We start from the raw sequence: 25,408 nt of genomic DNA, 5'->3' as shown, positions 1-25,408 counted from the left end.
TATTGCGATATTGGCTATTATTTTACTCATAAATAGGTAAACACCCAAGCCAATCATGATACCACCTAGGACGAACTTGTTCCCGCATTGTTTTGATATTCCACGTTAATTTATTAAAAAATAGACTAATTTGACCTGTCCTTGCAGTAACATGATAATCTAAGTTAAGTTCATGATAACGTAAAGTAATCTTATCTGCGGGTAAGTTCCAAGCATTATAGCGCGAAGTCGACACCAATGCACTTTTCGGTTTTACCCGATTTATAAAGGCATAGCTTGATGAGCTCATACTACCATGATGGGGAACTTGTAAAAATGTTGAAGATAATTTAACTCCATATTGTTCAATTAACTGATACTCTTGCGTTCGTTCTAAATCCCCTGTTAACAATACCGAGAATCGACCATCCGTTATTTGTATCACACATGAGTCTTTATTTTGCGCATAATTAACCAGCTTTTTAGGCCATAAAATATTAAATGAAAGCTGGTTCCAACTAATGTGATTTCCCGCTAAACATAAATAATCATTATTCAATGATGATGATGAACTCATCAACCACGCATTTGGATAGGTACGCTTTAAAATATTCAGCCCACCAATATGATCATTATGTTGGTGACTAATGATAATGCCTTCAACTGTTAAATTATGCTGCAATAAAAACGGTATAATGACCTGCTCTGCTACTGAATTTTTATCCCATTTAGCACCCGTATCATACAAAATAGCTGACTTTCCATTATGAATCACAATAGCCAGTCCATGACCAACATCTAACATGTCTACTCGCCAAACATAATCAAGAACGACAAAAAAAGGTGAAATCATTAAGCATAAAATAGACAATATAGTCACGAAAAAATGACGCCAAAGTTCAGTATGAATAACAATAATCATCAACCAACCAATTAAACTTAGTAGATAAAAATTAGCCGGTAATGTCAACCACAATACATTCATTGCTTTTAAACATAAAAATAATCCTTTAAGAGAACTATCTGCAACAAAGCAAAACCACAAGGATAAATAAAAACAATGTACCAAACTAAATAATAGTGCCAATAAAATAGCAGGAAAGGTACATAGTGTGATAAGTGGAATTGCTATTAAATTCGTGAATAATGCAACAGTACTTATCCCGTGAAAAATAAAAAATTGTATAGGTAATAATAATAACGTTAAGCCAAATTGTAGATGCAATAACCGTATTAAATACCAACGTTTTTTTTGTTTAAAACGGTTTGGTAAAGGCATCCATTGGGATAGAAAGAGTAAACTGATAACCGCGTAGCAAGATAACCAAAAACTTTCTGATAAAATCATCAACGGATCAAATAAAAGTAATATTGCAATAATTCGGTTTATTTTTTGCCAAGCACTTAAATGATAACTTTGATAGCGTAAGTATATCCATATTGATAGTGCGAATATCGCACGCAGTGTTGGCGGATTAAATCCTGTTAACCAAGCATAAAATAATGCACTTAGCCAACCAACTATGATTGGTACAAAATAATGTATATAACGATTTGGAACTAAAAACAGACTTGTTTTAACAATAAAGCAGCAAAAATAAAAAACTAAAAGAATATGCATACCGGATATTGCCATTAAATGAGCTATACCGGTTTGCATCATTATTAGGCGATCTTCACCACTTATTTGTGTGCGTTCGCCAAAAGCAAGCGCAATCAGGATTCCTCGGTAAACACATAGATTAATATAGGGTAAAGCGTAATCTGCTATAACTTGTCTAACATTACGCTTATCATCAAGTAATTTAGCTTGTTTTAATTTTGCTGATAACAGGCGCCTATTGGCAATTGCAAAGCGTTGACTATCAAAACCTCCTTCATTCAAATAACCTTGGCTAACTTTGGTTTTCAACGTAAGTTGCCAAATTTGACCGGCCTTAGGAATAATTGGCTGATCCCAATAGACTGAAATAGTCGGATTAAAAGACAAATAATGCTGGTCAGAATTGATTAGGGCAAATTTTATGTAATACGGTTCTGTTATATTGTCGGCTTGAACATCAATTGTTTCGACTTTAGCTTGCACAACCAAGGTCTTATCGATATAAGGTTCAACATTTGATAAATATTGATGACTATAAGCAGTAGACCATAAAAAGCTAAGGATTAATACCGCAATCATTATTGTAAAGCGATAAAACGTTGATGGAACAATCAAAATAAAAGTAATAAGAACAATAGTCAGCATATACCACTGTTCATAAGAAGGTAATGAAGGTAAAAACATAAGTGGCAAACAACCTAAAGAAAAAATTATTGCTAATAGATCCAGTGAAAAAAGTTGCCGCATTGATTTTGGATAGGGTTAATTTTGATTGGCTATCAAACTATCACATAACTGTTTTCTCAAAATATTCCATTTACTAATTTCTAGAGATTGCTTCCATTTTATTAATTAGTTGAAAAACTTTTACAAAACTAAACTGATTTTCAGCTAAACTTATTTTTTACGTTAATACGAATCACAGCTAAAGAGGAGGTGTCGGTAATCTAGAATGGTGCTGCAAGCATTGATTGATAAATACCCGAATTGTTATAAATAAAAAAACCTTTGATTTTAGTCAAAGGTTTTTTTGTAATATTATGCAAACTTATGCTTTGGCAGCATTATTAACTCGTTCACGTAATTCTTTACCCGGTTTGAAATGAGGGATATATTTATGTTTAACTTCAACATTACCACCTGTTCTAGGATTTCTCGCTTTACGTGGGGCGCGATAGTTCAAACTAAAACTACCAAAACCTCGAATTTCAACACGATCATTACTTTCCATAGCTAAAGCGATCTGTTCGATAATATCTCTTACAGCATCATCAACTAGTTGTACAGGAAGGTGTGTCCGCCAGTTAACTATCTTTTCGGCTAAATCTGATCTGTTCATGGTCACTCCTAATTTATTTTGTGTGGTAAATAACTGATTTATTTTATACCACAAAAGAAAAAGAGGGCAAGCCCTCTTTACTCTTTACATAAACAATTTTTACTCAGTTTTTGAAGCAGCTTTGAAAGCTTCAGCCATTGCATTAGTAAATGATGCTTCTTCTTGAGTTGCAGTATTATTTACAGCAGCAAGTGCTTCTTTTTCATCAGCTTCATCTTTAGCGCGTACTGATAATGAAATCGCACGAGACTTACGATCGATATTAACAATCTTAGCTTCAACTTCGTCACCAACTTTCAGTGCAGTAGTTGCATCTTCAATACGTTCACGAGCAATATCTTGAGCTTTTAAGTAACCTTCAATACCATCAGCAATTTCGATAGTTGCACCTTTAGCATCGACAGCAGTTACTTTACCTTTAACAATAGTGCCTTTTTTATAGTTTGCAGCAAAATTATTGAAAGGATCATCTTCTAATTGTTTAATACCTAAAGAAATACGTTCGCGCTCTGCGTCAACTTGTAACACAACCGCTTCGATATCGTCACCTTTCTTATAAGCTTTAACCGCTTCTTCGCCAGGCATATTCCAAGAGATATCTGAAAGATGAACTAAACCATCAATACCGCCATCTAAACCAATGAAGATACCAAAGTCAGTGATTGATTTGATCTTACCGCTAACTTTATCACCTTTATTGTGTGATTCAGCAAATTGTAACCATGGGTTTGGTTTACATTGTTTAAGACCTAAAGAGATACGACGACGTTCTTCATCAATTTCAAGAACAACAACTTCAACCACATCACCTAAGCTAACCACTTTAGATGGGTGAATGTTTTTGTTTGTCCAATCCATTTCAGAAACGTGTACTAAACCTTCAACACCTGTTTCAATTTCAACAAAACAACCGTAATCAGTTAAGTTAGTTACTTTACCTGTTACTTTTGTTCCTTCTGGGTAACGTTTAGCGATTGAAACCCATGGATCTTCGCCTAATTGTTTTAAGCCAAGAGAAACACGTGAACGATCTTTATCGAATTTAAGCACTTTAACAAGTAATTCTTGACCCACTTCAACCACTTCACTTGGATGTTTAACACGTTTCCAAGCCATATCAGTGATGTGAAGTAAACCATCAACCCCACCAAGATCAACGAATGCACCGTAATCAGTAAGATTTTTAATGATACCTTTAACTTCTGAACCTTCTTGTAGATTTTCAAGAAGTTGTTCTCTTTCTGCGCTATTTTCAGATTCGATAACGGCACGACGTGAAACAACAACGTTGTTACGTTTTTGATCTAATTTAATAACTTTTAATTCAATTTCGCGATTTTCAATATGTGAAGTATCGCGTAATGGGCGAACGTCAACAAGTGAACCAGGAAGGAACGCACGCACGCCATTAAGATCAACCGTAAAGCCACCTTTAACTTTACCATTGATAACACCTAAAACTGTTGCAGCATCTTCAACTGCTTTTTCTAGTGTCAGCCACGCTTCATGACGTTTAGCTTTTTCACGAGATAAGATTGTTTCACCAAAGCCATCTTCAATTGAGTCAAGCACAACGTCAACAACGTCACCGACTTGAACTTCTAATTCGCCTTGGGCATTTTTAAACTGCTCTACTGGAATTGCTGATTCAGATTTTAAACCAGCATCAACTAAAACGACATCTTTGTCGATTGCAACGACAGTACCACGGATCATATTACCAGAACGAGTGTCTAGTTGATTTAAAGACTCTTCAAAGAGTTGAGCAAAAGATTCAGTCATATTTATATACTTAAATTAATATTAACGTCCACATTACATCATGTCTTGTGGGGTTGTTTACGGAACTCCACCTATCCTTTTGTGGAGCTTGGTTCAAGCAATAAATAAATTTATTGCCCGAGTTTTTGGTTTATATACTTAATAGATTGATTAAAAACATCTTGAATAGAAAGTGATGTGGTATCAATTATAAGTGCATCAACAGCAGGTTTTAACGGCGCAACGGCTCGATTGCGATCACGCTCATCACGCGCTGTTATTTCCTGCAAAATTTCGGCGAATTTAGCATGATTTTGCTTATCTTGCAACTGTTTCATTCTTCTTTCTGCTCGAGATTGCGCACTGGCATCGAGAAAGATTTTGACTGGTGCATCTGGGAATACGACAGTTCCCATATCGCGACCATCAGCAATCAAGCCCGGAGCCTGTTTAAAATCTCGTTGTCGTTGTAATAATGCAACTCTCACTTGACTTAACGAAGCGACTTTTGATGCGGCTCCGCCTGTTTGTTCAGTACGGATAGCGTTAGTGACATCGTTATTCTGTAATAAAACTTTTACTTCAGCCCCCGTAGAATCGAAGGTTAAAGGCAGATTTAACGCCAATTTAACAAGCTGACTTTCATCATCAAGTGCGATGTTTTGTTGCAAGGCTGAAAATGCCAATACTCGATAAATAGCCCCCGAATCTAAAAGGTGCCAATTAAAATGATTAGCTAATGCTTGGCATAATGTGCCTTTACCTACGCCACTAGGTCCATCAATGGCAATGACGGGAACAGTTTTAATCATATTAATATTCGCTTAATCGTTCAAATTGTTCAAAGTAGTCTGGAAAAGTTTTCATAGTGCATTTAGGATCTAATATGGTCACCGGCGTATCGGATAGTGCAACTAACGAAAAACACATTGCAATGCGATGATCGTTATAGGTTTCGATTTTAGCATGCGTTAATTTTGCAGGCGGAACGATAGTAATATAATCAGGTCCCTCTTCAACCGTAGCTCCAACCTTCCGCAGTTCAGTTGCCATCGCATATAAGCGATCGGTTTCTTTCACTCGCCAATTGTAAATATTACGAATTGTCGTCGATCCTTTGGCAAATAAAGCAGTCGTGGCAATAGTCATTGCTGCATCGGGAATATGGTTCATGTCCATATCAATACCGTTTAATTCCCCCCGAGTACATTCAATATAATCATCTGCCCAAATCACTTTAGCACCCATTTTTTCAAGTACATGTGCAAATTGGGTGTCGCCTTGTAAACTTTTTTTACCTATACCGGTAACACGCACTGTACCGCCTTTAATTGCCGCTGCGGCTAAAAAATAAGAAGCGGACGAAGCATCACCTTCGACTAAATAATTGCCAGGAGATTGATAACATTGTTTGGCTTTAATGGTAAATTTTTGATAATCATGATTGGTAACTGTGACACCAAAAATTGCCATCATTTTGATTGTAATATCAATATAAGGTTTCGAAACTAAATCACCAATAATGGTAATTTCGGTATCTTTATCCGCTAGCGGTGCAGTCATTAATAAAGCGGTTAAAAACTGACTTGAAACCGTTCCATCAACGTTGATATTACCCCCGCTAAAACCACCATGAATATGCAGTGGCGGGTAACCTTCGTTTTCAAGATAGTCAATTTTAGCACCACCTTGACGTAAAGCATCCACTAAATGCCCTATTGGGCGCTCTTTCATACGAGGTTCGCCTGTTAATATAATATTATTGTTACCCAAACATAATGCCGCTGTTAATGGACGCATCGCTGTGCCAGCATTTCCCAGAAACAATTCCAAAGGGTAAGTCACTTGCAAGTGACGACCGATGCCCTGAATATCACAAATAGTACGATCATCAGATAGTTGATATTTAATACCTAAAGCCTTTAAAGCATCAAGCATGTAACGGACATCATCACTATCAAGCAAATTGGTCAAACGAGTATTACCTTTACTCAGTGCGGATAATAGTAATGCTCGATTAGAGACACTTTTTGACCCAGGTAAATTGATTGTCCCATTAATTTTTTTTATCGGTTGTAATGTTATAGATAACATAATCACTCTCTATAAATATTTTTTAAAATTTTTCTAGCGTCGCTTTTAACAAATCTATAGCTTGCTTATCTTTAGCACTATTTTGCCATAATTTATCAAATAAAGAACGATATCGCTTGATTGCATCAAATGATGAAGTAATTGAAGCAATACCCGTTGTCACATTGGGTAATTCCCCCAAACGAAATGGACTCATCGCTAAAGAGATCGGATTTTGATCTTGATAAAAGATTTGAAAAGCTATTGACGGAATAGCCTGCTCAGTAATAGCAATTGTTGGCGCATAAGATTGGTGTTCTAAAAGTTCAATTAAATGATAAACTTCTTGACGTGCTAATAACATTCTTTCCGATTTTTTCCCCGGCGAAATGGTTAAATTACCGACTAAACCAATATGCAAAAAACGCTCAACATTGCGTAAACTAATTAAATTAATCACTTTAGGAACAGACTGATAAAATTGCGTTTTACGATGTTTCAAAATTGATAAACTCACCGCATATTTATCTGAATCAATCGCTTCACCAGACTCCTCAAGCATCATGGCCAAATGCGATAAATAGTGTGGTGAAGTTAGCAAAAAAGAGAAGGGATCAAAGTGTGAATAAATATGGGTTGATTGTTCTTCCAACTGACGCATACGTTCAAAAAACCCTTCGCCACTTGAATAATATTCCGTATCAATACCAAGTAGGCTCGCTAAAGAAGTGTCTAACAATAGTGCTAATCGCTCTAATGTTTCAATTTTAACGATTTCACCTTTTTCTAAGCGATAAACTGCAGCTCTTGAAATTCTTAAACTCTCAGCTACATCTTCGGCTTTAAGTGAGGCGGCAATACGATAAGCGCGTAATCGCTGCCCTATTGCCAAATAATCAATTGCTTCACTAATCATAATTGACTCAAAATTTTCGAATCTTGGCAGTGTATCACAAGGTGATAACAATGCCAATTTTCGCTAAAAATGTTTAAGGTAACATCCACATTTTAGTCAACTATTTTAGCAAAACATCTTGTAAGTTTGATGCATCTGCAAATTCAGTATATTCAGTAATCGCTTCTGGTTTTTTCGAAGCTTGTGACGCTTGCCCTAATACTTGCGAAGCAAACACCAAACCTTTTTGTTTAACAATAGCGTTATTATAAAAATCAATTAAGTCTTGCTTATCAATTTTTTTCACTTCGGCTATTTTCTTATCGCGTGAATCAAACGAAAAATTCGATAAACGATAATCAGCCAGATAGCGTTCTAATTCTTCATTTAACGTTTGAGGTGGCATTGTCAATTCCTCAAGCACCGCCTTTTTATATTGCTCTATATCATTTTTGGATAATGCTTGTAATTTTTGCAGCATAATTGGATAAAAATGCTGATAACGTCCTAGCAAATAGGCTGGGTCGTATTGATTACTTTGTATAATAAAGCTAATACCTGAAGAATCGCCTACTGACATTGATACAGCAAAAACGGCATAACCTAACTGTTCATTAGATCGTAATTGATCGAAAAACCAAGGCGATATAATCTTCGAAAGCGTATAACTCAAGATGCGGCTCGAATTTCGATCATAATTAGTCGGAATATAGCTCATCATTAAAGCATTATCAGTTGCTTTCGCCGTTTGAGTAATGCGTGCTGTTAATGGTGCATTTATTTTAAGGTTATCAATTGGTGTAAATTGAGCGTTAGACACAAATTTTTCTTGAATTTTATGATAAAGATCTAACGAGCGTTGATTCGATAAATTACCTAAACTTAGCATATAAGGAACTGAATGCGTCATTAGCGCATCACGATAAGCTACAATATCGTTAACACTGATATCTGCTGTGATTTGTCTTCTTAAATTACGTTCATAATAGTGAGGTAATACAGACAATGCATTGACAGGATTGGCGGCTAACTGATAACTATTCGCATGCTCAATTGCATCTAATTTTTGGATATACCACGATTTAGCTAAGGCTAAACTTTGTTCATCAACAATTATTTGCTGATACCGATTAAGTACCGCTAATACCATTTCGGGAAGGTGCTGATTAAAACCATCAGCTGTCACCATCAAACCATTATCACGGCTAGTCGACAATTCAATACCAGCCACATTAGCTTGGAATTGAAGTTGTGCTAGATTACGACTAACAAGATAATCGAGCAAATCAAACGCAACTTGAGATTTAGCATCACTAAAAGCTTGATCATTACGTAATGAAACGACAATTGCGGCTTTAGGTTCTTGACCAAAATATTGGCTAACAAAATGGATATGATTACCGCGCTTATTAAATTCTAAAGGCTCAGATTGATTGCTATTTGGGTTAACAATCGTAAAATCATCTGGAATATAAGGATTGAGTTCAGGTAAAGTAAACGAAAAGCTTTTTGCTAAATTCGACCAATTTGATTTTTGTTCACTAGTTATAGCATCAATTTTATAAGGTGCTTCAACAAAATAGGCAACTTTATCGGTAGGTTGATTTGGTGCAATGGTCCAAATTCTAGCATTATCTGGCGTTAGGCTCTTTAAACGGTTTACTATCGCATCTTTATCAAAATGCGATGCAATAAAGTCAGCGTTTAAAATATTTTGGATTGGATAAAGCAACATCTGATCTGATAGCCATTCAACATAAGACATATCTCGTTCAATATCTTGGTATTTAAATTCAAGTGCTAATACTTTTTTAAGTTCTTCGTAATAAGTATCCTTTACCCCATCTTTTTGTATTAATTGTAAGTAATTGAAAATAGCTGCTATCACTTTATCTTTTTGAGCAAGGCCGTCATCAGTCAAACTTACATTAATGCTCAAAACACCACTATTACCATAACGAATAGGATCGCTTGATGCACTAATGTTTTCAATCAATCCTTGCTTTTGTAATTGTTCTGACAATGTGTTTTGACTACGATTGCTAATTAAATAAGCAATATATTCATCACTTTTATCGGCAAATTTAACTAAATTATTTTCAATTGGAAATTGTAAAAGCATCAATTTTTTAGGCTGAGCGGGTAACATAGTAATTTGTTTAGCTAATACGTCACTTGGCATAGCGGTTTGATCAACTTTTGGGGCTTGAATATTTTTATTAGGAATTTGACCAAAAGTAGTTTCAGCAAGTTTTGCCAATTTATTAATAGATTGATTGCTATAAACAACCCCGACCATAATGTTAGCTGAGTAATAATTATTATGAAAATTAACTAACGCATCGTGTAATTTACTCGTTGATTTATCACTTAGCGTTTCTAAATTTCCCCCTGAAAATTGTGACGCAGGGTGCTTTTGATTAATTGTTTCAGAATCAACTTGTCCAATACGAAAACCATCATTCGATCTGGCCATTGTCAGTTCAGCATTAACGGCATTTCGCTCTTTATCTGCAAATTTTGGATCTAAAACAGGATTAGCAATCGCTTGAGCTAAATAATCTAACGCATGATTAAATGCGCCATTTTCCACCTCAAAATAAAATGCAGTTCTATATGAAGCAGTACTCGCATTATAACTACCCGCATGGCGATTTAAGAATTGAGAAAAACTAGCGGGTTCAGGATACTTTTTAGACCCCATCAAGACCATATGTTCGGTATAGTGAGCTAAACCTTGTTGATCGGCAGGATCTTGTAAAGAGCCAACAGGTAAGGCGAGCGAGGCTAATGATTTCACAGCTTTAGGATCGGATACTAATAATACACGCATTTTATTGGCTAGTTCGATGACTTCGTATTGGCGATTATCGCGATCACTTTGTTGAACCTTTTCTAATAAAACGGGATGTGAAAGTTTGTTTTCAATCGCAAAAGAGGAATTGAAGTAAAAAAAAGCTAGCACAATTAAGAGCGTTATTTTTATCTTATGCATATATTCTCCGCCTAAAATGTCATATTCTATGATGAATTTAATAAATTACTAAAAAAGAAAACTGACAGCAGTTTCTAGTAATTTTTTCAAAAATTTAATCCTATAAATTTATCTGATTAAAAATTGAGGTGTAAGTTTTCTATTATCTATCTTAACTAAAAGATAATCTAGTAATTCATAATATGAAAGCACAATGTATCACTAATCTATTAGGGCAATTTACTCACCACATTTTTGACGACATGACTAGATTAAAAAAGGTTTGGTTAAATGTAAGTCATCAACTAAGTCAAAAGTTGCGTTCAATAACAATATTGGATTGAGATAGAAAAACGAGTCAATTACAACGTAATCGATCTTGATTTTCTTGGTCGACTATTTATCTAAAAATCAGGCACTTTAAATCTTGTCGTAAATGTTGACAGTCAACTGGTCAGCCATGTTATTGCAATAAATTGAGTCATCAAAGTACCAATACTAGAACTGACAGTCGCTTTTATTTTATATTGTTTCAATTTCTCTACAATATAAAAAAGCTGGGAAAACCCAGCTCTTTATTTTTTTAAACAACAATGGAGAAATAATAACAATTAATGTTCCCGTGTTTTTCTAAATTCGACATCTGGATAACGTTCTTGAGTTAGATTTAAGTTAACCATACTTGGCGCAATATAGGATAAATTATCCCCCCCATCTAACGCTAAATTTTGCTCACATTTGCGTTTAAACTCTTCGAATTTCTTCGCGTCACTACATTCTACCCAGCGTGCGGTGGTCACATTTACCGGTTCATAAATGGCTTCAACATTATATTCAGATTTTAATCGAGCAACGACCACATCAAACTGAAGTACACCAACTGCCCCGACAATTAAGTCATTGTTGGCTAATGGTCGAAATACCTGCACAGCACCCTCTTCAGACAATTGCACTAATCCTTTTAATAATTGCTTTTGTTTTAGCGGATCTTTTAAACGAATTCGGCGAAATAGTTCCGGGGCAAAGTTAGGAATACCGGTAAACTTAAGATCTTCACCTTGGGTAAAGGTGTCACCAATTTGAATAGTACCATGATTATGTAATCCGATAATATCACCCGCATAAGCCTCTTCTACATGTTCACGATCACCGGCCATAAAGGTTAATGCATCAGAAATATTGACATCTTTAGCAAGACGAACATGACGCAATTTCATACCTTTTTCATATTTACCCGACACAATGCGCATAAATGCCACGCGGTCTCGGTGTTTTGGATCCATATTGGCTTGAATCTTAAAGACAAAACCACTAAATTTTTCTTCGCTAGATTCGACTTTTCGCTTATCCGTTTGACGAGCTTGCGGTGGCGGAGCCCAAGCCGTTAAGCCATCTAACATATGATCAACACCAAAATTACCTAATGCAGTACCAAAAAAGACGGGGGTTAAATCACCGGATAAAAATGCTTGTAAATCGAACTCATTCGATGCGCCTTGCACTAATTCAAGCTCTTCACGAAGCTGAGCGGCTAAATCATCGCCAACAGTTTTATCCAATTCAGGATTAGTTAACCCTTTAATAACACGGACTTCTTGAATGGTATGTCCTTGACCTGTTTGATATAGATAAGTTTCATCTTTGGCTAAATGGTACACACCTTTAAATAACTTGCCACAACCAATAGGCCAAGTAATCGGTGCACACATAATATTGAGCTCGTTCTCAACTTCATCGAGTAATTCTAAAGGATCACGAATATCACGATCTAACTTATTCATAAAAGTCAAAATCGGCGTATTACGTAAACGCGTTACTTCCATTAATTTACGCGTACGATCTTCAACCCCTTTTGCTGCATCAATCACCATTAAACAACTATCAACGGCCGTTAAAGTTCGATAAGTATCTTCTGAGAAGTCTTCATGCCCTGGGGTATCAAGTAAATTGACTAGACATTGATTATAAGGAAACTGCATGACAGAAGTTGTAATCGAAATACCACGCTGCTTTTCCATCTCCATCCAGTCGGATTTAGCGTGCTGGGCATTCACACCTCGACCTTTTACCGTTCCAGCTGTTTGAATGGCATGACCAAATAGCAACACTTTTTCTGTAATGGTTGTTTTACCAGCATCGGGATGTGAAATAATAGCAAAAGTGCGACGCGCATTTACTTCATCTAAATAAGCTTGTTCTGTCATAAAATTAACGATAATTATCCTGCACAAAAATAATCGGGCATTTTAACAGAACTTGTTAATTTTTACCATTGCAGTTATTTGCGTTATTGGTTTATCTATGCATAATGTTTGCATAAACTAGTATTGATTAGGTGCTGTTTTGCAAGTTTGCAAAAAAACCTAGCTTTCAGTATAAATTGGATTTTGTTATGAATATTCGTGATTTAAAATTGTTCTTACATTTATGCGAAACATGCCATTTTGGTATGACCGCCGATGCTATGCATGTAAGCCCTTCGACGTTATCCAGACAAATACAACGCTTAGAAGAACATTTTGGTCATGCCCTTTTTATTCGTGATAATCGCCAAGTACAAATAACGCAAGAAGGGGAAAAGGTAAAACGTTTTGCCCAGCAAGTAATCAGTTTGCATCAGCAAGTGCGCCAAGAATTAGATCAATCCAATCAACAATTAGTTGGCGAATTAACCCTATTTTGTTCAGTAACAGCCGCTTACAGCCATTTACCTGAAATACTTGACCGCTTTCGAATTAATTATCCTCTTGTAGAAATTAAACTCTCAACCGGCGATGCGGCAGATGCGGTTGAAAAAATCCAGTCCAATCAAGTCGATTTAGCCATTGCAGGCAAACCAAAACAATTACCTTCAGGAGTCGAATTTTTAAAATTTGGTGAAATAGAGATGGTGTTACTCATACCCAAGCTCAATAGCTCATTTAGTGATAAATTACACCAAAAAAAACCGGATTGGCATAATATACCCTTTATTTTGCCGGAACATGGCCCAAGCCGGCACCGCATTGATTTGTGGTTTAAACAGCAAAAAATCATGAGCCCCAAAATTTATGCAACAGTTGCAGGTCACGAGGCAATTGTTTCTATGGTTGCACTAGGTTGCGGTGTAGCCTTATTACCTAAAGTTGTTATGGAAAATAGCCCTGAAAGAATTCGGGAAAGAATTACTGAATGGTCAACCAATTTAATGGAACCGTTTGACGTTGGGATCTGTGTTCAAAAAAGACGTTTATCAGAAAAAATTATCGCGGCGTTTTGGGGATTATGCAATCTTAATTTACCAAACCAATCCCAATAAACAAAATATCGTGTATAATCATTTACCTAGAAAATAGTTACATTATTAATACTGCAAGCAACATAAAAAATAATTTGACGACAAGCTTGGTTGTTAAAAAAGGAAATATTTTCATGAACACAAGAACTATAAAAATATTAACATCATTAATTCTGCTTACTACAACTACGATTGCTTTTACAGTACAGGCCAAAGGTAATACACGTTTAAATATTAACCGTGAAGAGAATAATACTATTGTAAAACCTCAATGGTTAACCATCGAAAGTACAAACTATTATGATGGTGATAGCGATGACTTAGCCACAGCGGGTTTAGGCTTTACACCGCTATCAACAACTAAAATCAATCTTAAGCAGGCTAACCCTACGCAACCAACAACTCAAGAACTAAGGCAATTAAAACTTAACCGATTTATTGATACTAAAACGGGAGAAGGCACTCTTTTTGGTTATCAGCGTAAAACCTTAACCCCATTATTTGATGGCAAAGTGGCAGGTACTGAGGTTTTAGCTACCCTTAAAAATAAAGAAGAAACTGTCGGTTTATTATTACAAATCCCCTTGGATTTTGATAAAAACAAACCTTGTATTGTTGCGGTGCCTGCCACCGATTCCGATGGATTATTTAATGCCCACGATGTACAAATTAGAGGATTATGGGGATTACGTCACAACTGTGCAGTTGTTTACAATGATAAAGGATTAGGCAACGGTATTTATGATATCACTAACCAGCGTGGATTTGCCATTGATGGCAAAACACAAACAGATAATCTTCTTTTTAAACCAGATATTAACAATCGAGAAAGGTATGTTAAAGCTTATCCCAACCGCTACGCCATAAAACAACTGCATTCAAGACAGAATTCAGAGCAGCGTTGGGGGGAATTTGTTTTACAATCCATTGAATTTGCATTTTATCAAATCAACACATTATATTCACCGGATAAAACAATCAAATACAACAAAGACAATACATTAGTATTAGTCTATGGAGCGAGTGATGGTGGCGGCGCAGCACTCAAAGCGGGCGAGCTTGACAAAAATAACATTATAAAAGGAATCGTTGCAGTTAACCCACAAATTGTACCTTATTCCAAAAAAATAGCCGCTAGCGTACAATTCGGTAAAAATACACCTGTTAAAATTCAATATCAATCGATAGCAGAATACAGCGCATACGCTTCACTTTATATCCCTTGTGCTGTGCCAGCAATTATCGAAAACAATAAAGATAAGTATATTCCTTTTGCCGATAAATATGTTTTTTCACAAAACCGCTGTAATGACTTAAAACAAGCAAAACTATTAAAAGAAGGCACACCTGAAGAAGCGCTTGAAAAGCTGCATAAATATGGGTGGACGCCTGAAATGGATATCCAATTACCCTATTTTTATTTTAAAGAAACGGTCAGTTTACCTTATCAATACATTAGCGCTTACGGACACTACGACATCACCGAAAGAATGTGCAACTATTCAGTTGCTAGCACACAACAAAATCCCATTTACTATACCGGTAAAGTTGCACCATTAAAGGAAGTCGCCTTTGAGCAACTTTGGGGATTATCTGATGGACATTTACCTGTATGGATTGGTAATGATTCAACTGCATTAGCATTGGTCAATAATGAAGATGTGATTTCACCTAGAAGGGATTTCTATTCTAGCTCTGAAAGCAAAGAAAACATTGATTATAATAGTAAAGGGGCTATATGTTTATATAAAAAAATAAACGATCCGCGCGTTCAATATGGTATGGGTCAGATCATTGCTTCGGCTAATTTAAATGGAATTAAAACCTATATTGTACATGGCCGTAATAATGTCAAACAATTACCGGATTACACATCACGAGCTTATGTCGCATTAAATAGCCAAGTTGAAGGTAAAAATTCACAATTACGTTACATAGAAGTTGAAAACACTAGCTATTTAGATGGTAAACCGCCATTTGAAAACATTTTACTTCCTATAGATTATTATGGTGAAGATGCAATGGAGTGGTTATGGGCAAATCTAACGAATAAAGCAACCCTGCCTGAAAGCCAAGTTGTTCATACAAAACCACGAGCAAGTAATAATGACATTACCCTTGATGCTACCATTAAAAACTTAGTGCCGATTTCACAATCACCAAATCGTAACAATGTTATTAAGAAAGAAAACGGTAAACTTACTATTCCAAATTAATAACTAAAGATTATCGGGTAAGTTGATTAACTAAACTTATTTCGATAATCGCCTGTTTTCTTGAAAATGATTGGAACTAACAAATTTTACCATTTGGGGATATAACTTAAAAAAAAGTGATTCAAGCGCTGAATAATGTAGCTTAATATCAACAATTGTCTCTTTTAATAAACTGAGTCTAGGTCTTCGCGCGGCCATACCTTTAAGTACTTTTTCAATAAATTCGATATCAGCATAATTTTCAAGCCATTTACCTTGCCACATTGACTGCATAAAATATTGATAATCGGGTGGATAATCAGTAATAAAAGGGGCAATTTGCTCTTTAGTCAACTGGTTAAATTCAGCTACGGCAGCATAAGATTTTATACCATACTCTGACCAGTATTTAGACAAAAAATGATCCCAAACAATATCTAATGCAATAGGCGCCACTCGCTGGTGAGTTTTTCTAAATAACTGTTTAGCTTGCTTCACTTCGGGTAAAGAATCGATTAGGCTATCGATTCTTCGGTGAAGCATAATGCCATCTGCAATAGTTTGTGGATAAGCTAAATAGGGATCACCTTTCACAAAATCGGCAACACTATTCCCAATCAAGGAACTGTTTGCCAATGTTGCCAAATGTAAATGTGCAAGAATATTCATACAATAAGAATAATTAATTATTCACGGTGTTTAAATTGCCCTTCAGCTAATCCTTCACGCCAATAGCTGGTAATTTGGAATGCGTCGGCTGGTAAATTACTATATTTGTCTTTTAGCGCTCGACGCAGCTGCTGTGCTAGCGATGCCTCCATTCCCCCCCAAAAAAGGAGTGGTGGATTATCCGTAAAATCTGTCGCCAGTATGCTATCAATCAGTTGACTTGGTTGTCCTTTGTCACGGACTAACCAATGAATTTGTTGGTTGTCACGAACGGGTAAGGGTAATACATCGGTTGGATGATTAACTTCAATAAAGGCATTGACTTTTTGATAATCAGGCAAGTGCTCAATAGCGAAACTAATAGTAGGCACGGCAGCGATATCGCCCATAAAAACTAACTGCTGATCATCAACGTTTAATTTAGATACAACCCCAACTACACCAACTTGATCACCAACAGTTGCCCGCTGTGCCCATAACGTTGCCAAACCTTCTGGGTGAATAGCAAAATCAATTGCCAATTGTTGTGTTGCTTCATCAAAATAACGCACACTATAAGTTCGAGCCAATTGGCGAGTTCGTTCATTAACAATAATTTTATTATTTTCATCTAACTGTGGAAAAGGAATCTGACCAGATTCAGGATCAGTAAAGAGTAATTTAATATGTGGACAAACCCAAGACTTATCAATCGTGAGTGGCTTACTACAAGTAAAGTGTAATCGAATAAAACTATGGGATATTTTTTCAATTTTAACCACTGTCAATATTGCATTAACAATCACTCTTTTATGTTGTTCTGTCATATTTAAGATCCTTTCATTCCATGTTATTAGCATTATCATACAATAAAATAACCAAAATATAGCCAACTTTTTATTTAACCGTTTTGCGTTCAATACCGCAATTAAACCTTAGCTTTACAAGCAATGCACGCAATAGTATTGACAGTTTGACTTAGTAAGTTAGGGAACCAAAAGCACGGCACCAATCTTGCTCAAACTTTACTATTGCTGCATCCACAGCTGGATCAGAAATAAATTGTTCAGCCACATCCACAGGTAACGTAATTGATTGACATCCAGCTAATAAACAATCCAACGCTTGCCGTGGTGTTCTAAAACTGGCAGCTAACACCATAGATTCAGGACAATGTAAATCTAATAATGTCTGTAACTCTTGAATTGTCTCTTTACTATTGCCGCCTTGCGCATCAATACGATTAACATAAGGCGCAATATATTTTGCCCCAGCAAGCGCACCTAAAAAACCTTGTCCCGCTCCATATACCGCCGTGCCTAAAGTTGGTATTCCTTGTTTGCTCAATTCCTTTATGGCAATTAAACCTTCGGCATTAACAGGTATTTTAGTTACAATAGTTGGCACGGCTTTTCTTAGTTGCTCAGCTTCTTTTATCATCTCTTTAGCCTGGTTCGACAATACTTGAGCAAAAAGCACTTTATCCGAACCTAACAGATCTTGTAACTCGGCTAACAATTCAAAAATCGGCTTTTCTGATTTTGCCACAATACTTGGATTAGTCGTGACACCTTTAATTGGCAATATTGCAGCAAGGCGTTTAATTGCTGAAATATCCGCTGTATCTAAATATAATTCCATACTATGCCCCTTGGTATATAGGTTAATTATCTAAGTGATAAGACACTAGCATAGTAAAAAATATTGTTTTGTTAGCCTAGAAGACGATTTTGCTATTTACTGGATTTTTGTACGCTAAATATAAAAATGAGATCTTGATCACATAATTAATACATTTAATTATAAAGATATTTTATTATTCTTTGCTTTCATCATTCACGGAATATACTCTATAAAACAGCGTGTATTTCTTGATATCATACTCACTTAAATAGCATGAAAATATCCATCAACAACACACTAACTAAGCTGGTTAACGGACAAATGAAGATCAATCACATCTTCTTTGCCGATAATAGCAATGCACCAACACTGCAAGCATTCCAGCTTGATTTTCCGAAGATAGAGATTGTGCTGGAAGGTACACAACAAATTCAATTGACTGATAATGCCGGCAATATTATTCACAAAACGCTTTCAGCCCATGATCTCTTATATACTGTGGTCCATAGTTGGAATAAACCCATTCTAGAAGAGCCTGTCACCACTTTAACCATTTTATTTGCCAAACAACAAATTAACCTCAGTTTACTACATTGGAATGGCAACCAATTTACCTCTTATGGTCAAATCAATACGTTAAGGCGCGGTCCACGAGTCGGTGCTTTTATTATTCAAGCACTCGCCGAACTAACTTGGCATAATCAACCAGCAGAAAATAATCAAACCGCGCATTTTTTGATACAAAGTCTACTGAGTAATACCTTAGATCTGCTCAATGTCAATGTCGAAACTGCATCGAAAACGGCAAGCATTTTTCAAGCGATCCGACAATATATCGATACCCATTTTTGTGACGATATCACCCGCGACTTTTTAGCCAATATGTTTTATATCTCGCCTAACTATTTATCTCATCTATTTCAACGCGAAGGCAAAATTGGCTTAAATGAATATTTAAATCATGTACGTATAGAATATGCCAAATCACTATTGAAAAATTATGATTTAAATGTCAAAGAAGTCGCACAAGCATCGGGCTTTCAAGATAGTAACTACTTTTGCCGAATTTTTAGAAAAAAAACCGAACGCACACCAACCGAATACCGCCGTCAATACCACAGCAAATTATCACAAAAATAATAAATAAGGTTTAAAAACTAAATCGATTGGTGTTGATAACAATAAAATGCAATCAAATACTGTTCATCATTAAATTTTTCAAAATTATCTTTTTGCAAAAATAACGGCAATAATGCAATTCCCTGCCCTTTTTCGACAAGGTTCAACAATTGGCTTAAAGAATCAACGGTAATAATATTACTCGTCTGTTGGTATAGAGCTAAAGTCTTAGCTCTTAGCGGACAATCAACATCATTATTAATCAAAATAGGCAGTTGTTGATGAGTGATATTTGAATGGCTTTTTAAAAAAGTAACAGGTAAATATTTTGTAGCCACTAAACAATAATCAGCATGATTAAATTTTTTAAACGTAATCACATTATCAAAAAATTGCTCATTAATAACATGGTTCATCTCACTGGTTCTTTTTATAACAATCTCTGTTGAGCCAATTGCATATTTTTGTTGTTCAATCACAATAAATTGGAAAAGAAGTTCAGAAATTAATAGCGTAGGTTGGCGAAATTTAAATGATGTCTTAAGCTGTGCAAATCTATCGAGTGTTTGAATAGCGAAATGATAAAACTGTTGCCCCTCTTCTGTAGGTATGACACCATCAAATCGACGAATAAATAAGCTTGCACCTAACTCATGCTCTATCTTTTTTAAATGAGCCGTCAAGTTTGATTGAGTATAACCCAAAATTTTAGCGGCTTTATTAAGACTATTCACCTCATAAACCGTTTTAAAAATCAATAATCCTTTAAAATTCATTTAAAAACAGTACCTATCACTTTTTTTGATACCCCAATCATAAATGAGGATTATTCAAATCTCAATTCCTTTTCTAAACTAAATCAAACATTGAAAGGAGACAAATTATGCAAGCAATGCAATATAAAATAAATTTACCGGCTGATTATGATATGAAAATAATCAAACAACGAATTATGACTAATGGCCACAAAACGGATGGTTTTAAAGATTTATTATTTAAAGCTTACTTAATTTCAGAAAAAGATAACGATAATATTGCCAATAGCTATTGCCCACTCTATATTTGGCGCCGTACAGAAGGCATGACAACGTTCATATTTGACGGTTATTATGACAATATTCTAACTTCATTTGGTTGGCAAAATATTCATATAGGCGTAGTTGCGCAAATCAATCTCAGTGATCGTTTTGTACAAAGTAAATACATGTTAGAAGAAAACTTTGTCATTGCGACTCAGCCACAATTAAAAGGGTTCGACTTCAAACACCCTACACATCAAAATCAAACAGGACAGATAGTAATCTATAATCCTGATAAATGGATGTATTGTATTTTCACTTTTTTTCATGAAAAACCGACATTAGTTAATCACAATCTCTATCAGGTATTACATCTTTCACTCGGTCAATAATCAACTAAAAGCCAACAGCAAAATAGTGCCGTTACCATTGGAAAACATTTAAATAACAGCCTGTTAATGAATGCTATAAATTGTTATTGTTAAAATTAGTTTCATTTGATATAGTTTCAATTGAAACCAATTTAATAAGGCTTTTTTATGGCGATCCCTATTACAACCGTTGAAAAACTGATTGATAAATTTAAATCTCGTGGACTTTCATTCAACTATGATGAGATTTTTTTGACTCGTTTATTGCAGTTTAGTACCGAAACACTGTTAGAAAATCTTAACCAAACTTATCAACAGTATCAGCTTGATGACAAATTATTTGCTATTTTACTGGTGATTTATTGGCATCAACCTGACGGCGTGAAGCCGTCACAAGTCAGTCAGTTAACCAATTTTTCGCGTGTCCAAGTTAGCCGTAGTGTCGAAACCTTGGTCGCAAATGGTCTGATTGAACGTCAAGATGATGCGAACGATCGTCGTTCCCACTGTCTGATTTTGACAAATAAGGGGACTAAATTTTTTAAAAAAGAGTTACCCCCTATCGAACAGAAAGTGGTTGCTGCCTGGCAAATTATTTCGCAGGAAGAACGGCAGCAGTTACGTTCAATCTTAACTAAACTTTTAAAGCACCTTACTGAATAACGATAAGCGAGAATATTTATGAAGAAAAAACAGCTCATACCTCTAATATTATTATTCATTTTGGCAATAAGTTGTATCGTTTGGTTTATTTATAAAAGCCCGGCTTCACTGGTTTTATATGGTAATGTCGATATTCGCACTGTGAATAGTAGTTTTCGTGTTTCAGGTCGCTTAATGCAGTTGAATCATGAAGAAGGCGATCATATCAAACAAGGTGATCTATTAGCTAAACTTGATGCTAAACCTTATCAAATTGCTTTAGATCAGGCGAAAGCCAATTTAATGATGCAGCAAGCGCAATTGGATTTAGTCACCACCGGCTATCGTAAAGAAGAAGTCGCGCAAGCTGCTGCACAAGTCTTACAGTATCAAGCGAGTTATGATTATGCCGAAAGCAATTATCAACGCATGGCAACATTGATTAAATCCGCCTCGATATCTAAAGATCAACTGGATAACAGCTTAACCTTGCGAAATCAAGCCAAAGCCAATTTACAGACAGCAAAACAAAAACTAGATCAACTCACTAACGGTTATCGCAAAGAGGAAATTGAATCAGCACAAGCAACCGTTGCAGTGGCAAAAGCTCAGCTTGAACAAGCTGAACTTAATTTATCGGATACCGAACTTTATGCTCCTACTGACGGCACCATTTTAACTCGCGCAGTTGAACCCGGTACGATGTTGAGTGCAGGCACACCGATTTATGCGATTTCGTTAGATAGGCCAGTTTGGGTACGGGCTTATATCGATGAAGTCAATTTAAGTCAAGCCGTACCGGGTCGAACCGTTTATGTATATACCGATTCTCAGCCGGACAGACCCTATATCGGCCAAATTGGCTTTGTGTCTCCTACGGCAGAATTTACCCCGAAAACGGTTGAAACCCCCGTATTACGCACTGATTTAGTTTACCGTTTGCGAATTCAAATTAACCAAACCGGTGAAGGGCAAGCAGATGAGATGTTACGTCAAGGTATGCCGGTAACCATTAAATTTTCACAATAATGGTGACATTATGCAAAATCATCAGCAAATTGTACTCGACAAGGTCACCAAACAGTTTGTGCAAAACAATCAACCGGTAACAATTGCTATAAAGCCGTTATCGATAACCCTTTCCGCACATGGGGTGACTGGTTTGGTGGGTCCGGATGGCGCCGGCAAAACTACCTTGTTACGAATGTTAGCAGGGTTGCTTACGCCAAGTGAAGGCAAAATTACTGTTGCAGGATTAAACCCGATAGAAAACCGCGATCAACTACGGACAATTGTAGGCTATATGCCCCAAAAGTTTGGTCTTTATGAAGATTTGACCGTGTTAGAAAATCTTAATTTATTTGCTGATCTACGTGATATCAAAAGCGAAGATCGTCAGCAAATTTTCGATAAACTGCTTAAATTTACCGATTTGGCGCGCTTTACTGAACGACTAGCCGGTAAGTTATCCGGCGGGATGAAGCAGAAACTTGGTCTAGCTTGTACTTTATTGGGCGATCCACAAATTTTGTTACTTGATGAACCGGATGTTGGCGTTGATCCGATTTCACGCAAGGAACTATGGCAAATGGTGCATCAGTTAGCCAATGAAGGGATGCTTATCATCTGGAGTACATCTTACCTTGACGAAGCTGAACAATGTAAATCCATTTTATTGCTTAATAAAGGTGAATTACTTTTTCAAGGACAACCGCAACGGCTAACCCAGCGCGTTGCCAATCGAGTTTACTTGCTTTCTTCATCTACATCAAATCGAACGTTATTACAAACAGTTTTAAAATTACCCGCAGTAAGTGACGGTGTGATTGAAGGCGATAATATTCGCTTGATTATAAAATCAGATCAATCTATTGAGCAAATATTAAAGCATCTGTCTATCCCCGATATTACCAGTAAACCCACTTGTGGGCGTTTTGAAGATGCATTTATCGATTTACTTGGCGGTATTACTCATAAAGAATCGATATTGACTAAAATTATGCCGAAAATATCGGGATCACTCGATGATATTGTTATCGAAGCCAAAGATTTGACAAAAACTTTTGGCAGCTTTATTGCCACAGATCAGGTAAATTTTACCATTAAACGCGGCGAAATTTTTGGTTTATTAGGTCCAAATGGCGCAGGTAAATCAACAACGTTTAAAATGATGTGCGGCTTATTGCCTGTTAGTCGCGGAAAAGCCTTAGTCTTGGGGTTAGATCTGAAAAAAAGTGCGATCCAAGTACGTGAACGAATTGGCTATATGGCGCAACGCTTTTCGCTATATGATAAATTGAGTGTGTATCAAAATCTGCGCTTTTTTTCGGGGATTTATGGCTTGATGGCAGATGAACAAAAACAACGCATGAACGAGATGATAACCGCATTCGATTTAGAGCCTATGTTAGCTAAAAAACCTGAATCATTGCCACTAGGATTCAAACAACGCTTAGCTTTAGCTTGTGCTTTGATGCATAAACCCGAAATTGTCTTTTTAGATGAACCGACATCAGGTGTCGATCCGATAACGCGTCGTGAATTTTGGGTTCATATTAATAGTCTGGTTGAAAAAGGTGTAACGGTTATGGTGACAACGCACTTTATGGATGAGGCTGAATATTGTGATCGTATCGCTTTAATTAATGGTGGCAAAGTAATTGCTTTAGGTTCACCAAATCAATTAAAGCAATCCGTCGCCGACAATGCAACTATGGAGCAAACTTTTATTAAACTGGTCGTTGATGCTAAATCAGGAAAAACATTATGATGTTTTCATTCAGCCGTACATTGACACTGTGTAACAAAGAGATTAAGCAAATCCTTCGTGATCCAAGTAGCTGGATAATCACCATTATTATTCCCTTGTTATTATTGTTCCTATTTGGTTATGGTATTAGTTTAGATTCCAACAAAATTCGTATTGGTGTATTAGTCGAACAACAAAGTCAGCTGGCTCATGATTTTGTACAAGAATTGAATGGTTCCCCTTTTATTGATCCTGTGTTTTCAAATAACCGCTATGAATTATCAACAAAATTAAGCGCCGGACAAATTCGAGGGATAGTTGTCATACCCGTTAATTTTGCGCAAGCAGTACAAAATCACCAAGGAACTATTCAACTTATCACCGATGGCAGTGAACCCAATACTGCTAATTTTGTACAAGGTTATTTAACGAGCATATGGCAAATTTGGCAACAAAAGCAAAATCAACAACGATTGATTGACCATCGTCAAGGTATTGAAATAACCTCGCACGTTTGGTTTAACTCAGCGGCGATAAGCAAAAACTTTATTTTGCCTGGCGCTATCACGATCATTATGACAGTGATAGGTTCAATTCTAACTGCTTTGGTGATTGCTCGTGAATGGGAACGTGGCACGATGGAAGCGTTATTATCAACGCCAATGACTAAGTTAGAGTTTTTATTATCAAAGCTTATTCCCTATTATCTAATTGGTCTACTCGCGTTAATTATTTGTGTAATTGTGACGGTGGGCATCATGCAAGTGCCTTTTCGCGGTTCGATTACACTATTATTAATTGTGAGTAGTTTATTTTTACTGGTTATTTTACAACTGGGTTTATTGATATCAACATTAGCCCGCAACCAGTTTAATGCAGCTATGATTGCATTAAACGCGGCATTTTTACCAGCCGTTATGCTTTCGGGATTCGTATTTGAAATCAATAGTATGCCGGCCATTATCCAACTCGTTACTTATATCATCCCAGCTCGTTACTACGTCAATATTTTACAAACGCTGTTTTTAGCCGGCGATATTGTATCGGTAATGCTAATTAATGCGTTTTTTTTAATCATCTGCATCTGTCTTTTATTTGTGGTGATATTAAAAAAAACCCGTATGCAATTAGATTAAGATAA

At 36.2% G+C, this 25,408-nt stretch carries 20 protein-coding genes; 8 read left to right on the top strand and 12 right to left on the bottom strand.

The genetic code is table 11. From position 1 onward, the window contains the following. Positions 1 to 22: 22 nt before the first annotated feature. The 8 genes from J3U63_RS09590 to prfC all read right to left on the bottom strand — a co-directional run bounded on the left by J3U63_RS09590 (position 23) and on the right by prfC (position 12,828). Positions 23 to 2,266 carry a DNA internalization-related competence protein ComEC/Rec2 gene (locus J3U63_RS09590; RefSeq protein ID WP_267332489.1) on the bottom strand — a complete coding sequence of 748 codons (2,244 nt, stop codon included), beginning with the start codon at positions 2,264 to 2,266 and terminating at the stop codon, positions 23 to 25. 364 nt (positions 2,267 to 2,630) lie between these two features. Beyond that, positions 2,631 to 2,921: an integration host factor subunit beta gene (ihfB, locus tag J3U63_RS09585; RefSeq protein ID WP_065634838.1), complete on the bottom strand. Its 291-nt coding sequence runs from the start codon at positions 2,919 to 2,921 to the stop codon at positions 2,631 to 2,633. Between the two features lie 99 nt (positions 2,922 to 3,020). After that, positions 3,021 to 4,703, bottom strand: a complete 1,683-nt coding sequence (gene rpsA, locus J3U63_RS09580; protein WP_065634839.1) for a 30S ribosomal protein S1 — start codon at positions 4,701 to 4,703, stop codon at positions 3,021 to 3,023. Positions 4,704 to 4,813: 110 nt separating this feature from the next. Continuing rightward, positions 4,814 to 5,494, bottom strand: a complete 681-nt coding sequence (gene cmk, locus J3U63_RS09575; RefSeq protein ID WP_267332488.1) for a (d)CMP kinase — start codon at positions 5,492 to 5,494, stop codon at positions 4,814 to 4,816. 1 nt (position 5,495) lies between these two features. Further along, the gene (gene aroA, locus J3U63_RS09570) at positions 5,496 to 6,779 is read right to left on the bottom strand and encodes a 3-phosphoshikimate 1-carboxyvinyltransferase (RefSeq protein WP_416379533.1); all 1,284 of its coding nucleotides are present in this window, start codon (positions 6,777 to 6,779) and stop codon (positions 5,496 to 5,498) included. Between the two features lie 19 nt (positions 6,780 to 6,798). Next, positions 6,799 to 7,671, bottom strand: coding sequence for a helix-turn-helix domain-containing protein (locus J3U63_RS09565; protein ID WP_267332486.1), 873 nt, complete (start codon positions 7,669 to 7,671; stop codon positions 6,799 to 6,801). A gap of 100 nt (positions 7,672 to 7,771) precedes the next feature. Next, complete coding sequence (ptrA, locus tag J3U63_RS09560; RefSeq protein ID WP_267332485.1) at positions 7,772 to 10,645, bottom strand: pitrilysin; 2,874 nt, start codon at positions 10,643 to 10,645, stop codon at positions 7,772 to 7,774. 590 nt (positions 10,646 to 11,235) lie between these two features. Continuing rightward, on the bottom strand, positions 11,236 to 12,828 hold the full coding sequence (gene prfC, locus J3U63_RS09555) for a peptide chain release factor 3 (RefSeq protein ID WP_267371392.1): 1,593 nt from the start codon (positions 12,826 to 12,828) through the stop codon (positions 11,236 to 11,238). A gap of 188 nt (positions 12,829 to 13,016) precedes the next feature. Between prfC and ilvY the strand changes: the two genes are divergently transcribed. Together ilvY and J3U63_RS09545 are read left to right on the top strand one after the other, a co-directional pair. Beyond that, positions 13,017 to 13,922, top strand: a complete 906-nt coding sequence (gene ilvY, locus J3U63_RS09550; RefSeq protein ID WP_267332483.1) for an HTH-type transcriptional activator IlvY — start codon at positions 13,017 to 13,019, stop codon at positions 13,920 to 13,922. Between the two features lie 113 nt (positions 13,923 to 14,035). After that, positions 14,036 to 16,117 (top strand): 3-hydroxybutyrate oligomer hydrolase family protein, encoded by a 2,082-nt coding sequence (locus J3U63_RS09545; protein ID WP_267332482.1) that lies wholly within the window; start codon positions 14,036 to 14,038, stop codon positions 16,115 to 16,117. A 36-nt stretch (positions 16,118 to 16,153) separates the two neighbouring features. Here J3U63_RS09545 and J3U63_RS09540 read toward each other — a convergent pair whose 3' ends face one another. From J3U63_RS09540 to fsa, 3 genes are all read right to left on the bottom strand, one after another. Further along, positions 16,154 to 16,765: an ACP phosphodiesterase gene (locus J3U63_RS09540; RefSeq protein WP_267332481.1), complete on the bottom strand. Its 612-nt coding sequence runs from the start codon at positions 16,763 to 16,765 to the stop codon at positions 16,154 to 16,156. A 17-nt stretch (positions 16,766 to 16,782) separates the two neighbouring features. Then, positions 16,783 to 17,571 carry a siderophore-interacting protein gene (locus J3U63_RS09535; protein ID WP_267371390.1) on the bottom strand — a complete coding sequence of 263 codons (789 nt, stop codon included), beginning with the start codon at positions 17,569 to 17,571 and terminating at the stop codon, positions 16,783 to 16,785. 151 nt (positions 17,572 to 17,722) lie between these two features. Beyond that, entirely contained in the window at positions 17,723 to 18,385 is a 663-nt protein-coding gene (gene fsa / locus J3U63_RS09530; RefSeq protein ID WP_267332479.1) for a fructose-6-phosphate aldolase, read from the bottom strand. Positions 18,386 to 18,688: 303 nt separating this feature from the next. Between fsa and J3U63_RS09525 the strand changes: the two genes are divergently transcribed. Then, positions 18,689 to 19,507 (top strand): helix-turn-helix transcriptional regulator, encoded by an 819-nt coding sequence (locus J3U63_RS09525; RefSeq protein ID WP_267348275.1) that lies wholly within the window; start codon positions 18,689 to 18,691, stop codon positions 19,505 to 19,507. A gap of 17 nt (positions 19,508 to 19,524) precedes the next feature. Here J3U63_RS09525 and J3U63_RS09520 read toward each other — a convergent pair whose 3' ends face one another. Continuing rightward, positions 19,525 to 20,262, bottom strand: coding sequence for a LysR family transcriptional regulator (locus J3U63_RS09520; RefSeq protein WP_267344848.1), 738 nt, complete (start codon positions 20,260 to 20,262; stop codon positions 19,525 to 19,527). A 107-nt stretch (positions 20,263 to 20,369) separates the two neighbouring features. On the opposite strand from J3U63_RS09520, the gene J3U63_RS09515 reads away from it, so the two are divergent. The 5 genes from J3U63_RS09515 to J3U63_RS09495 all read left to right on the top strand — a co-directional run bounded on the left by J3U63_RS09515 (position 20,370) and on the right by J3U63_RS09495 (position 25,403). Then, complete coding sequence (locus tag J3U63_RS09515; RefSeq protein WP_267332476.1) at positions 20,370 to 20,897, top strand: DUF4865 family protein; 528 nt, start codon at positions 20,370 to 20,372, stop codon at positions 20,895 to 20,897. 147 nt (positions 20,898 to 21,044) lie between these two features. After that, complete coding sequence (locus tag J3U63_RS09510) at positions 21,045 to 21,539, top strand: MarR family transcriptional regulator (protein ID WP_267332475.1); 495 nt, start codon at positions 21,045 to 21,047, stop codon at positions 21,537 to 21,539. 18 nt (positions 21,540 to 21,557) lie between these two features. Beyond that, entirely contained in the window at positions 21,558 to 22,547 is a 990-nt protein-coding gene (gene hlyD, locus J3U63_RS09505; RefSeq protein ID WP_267332474.1) for a secretion protein HlyD, read from the top strand. Positions 22,548 to 22,557: 10 nt separating this feature from the next. Continuing rightward, the gene (locus tag J3U63_RS09500; RefSeq protein WP_267371389.1) at positions 22,558 to 24,288 is read left to right on the top strand and encodes an ATP-binding cassette domain-containing protein; all 1,731 of its coding nucleotides are present in this window, start codon (positions 22,558 to 22,560) and stop codon (positions 24,286 to 24,288) included. Next, a complete protein-coding gene (locus J3U63_RS09495) occupies positions 24,285 to 25,403 on the top strand; it encodes an ABC transporter permease (protein WP_267371387.1) in 1,119 nt (372 codons plus the stop codon). Before J3U63_RS09500 ends, J3U63_RS09495 begins: the two co-directional genes overlap by 4 nt. Positions 25,404 to 25,408 lie beyond the last annotated feature (5 nt).

Origin of the sequence: Gilliamella sp. B2838 (assembly GCF_026536185.1) — a bacterium.
Classification (GTDB): Bacteria; Pseudomonadota; Gammaproteobacteria; order Enterobacterales; family Orbaceae; genus Gilliamella.
Note: the sequence above shows the minus strand (reverse complement) of the source record. Positions and strands in the feature narration are given on the sequence as shown.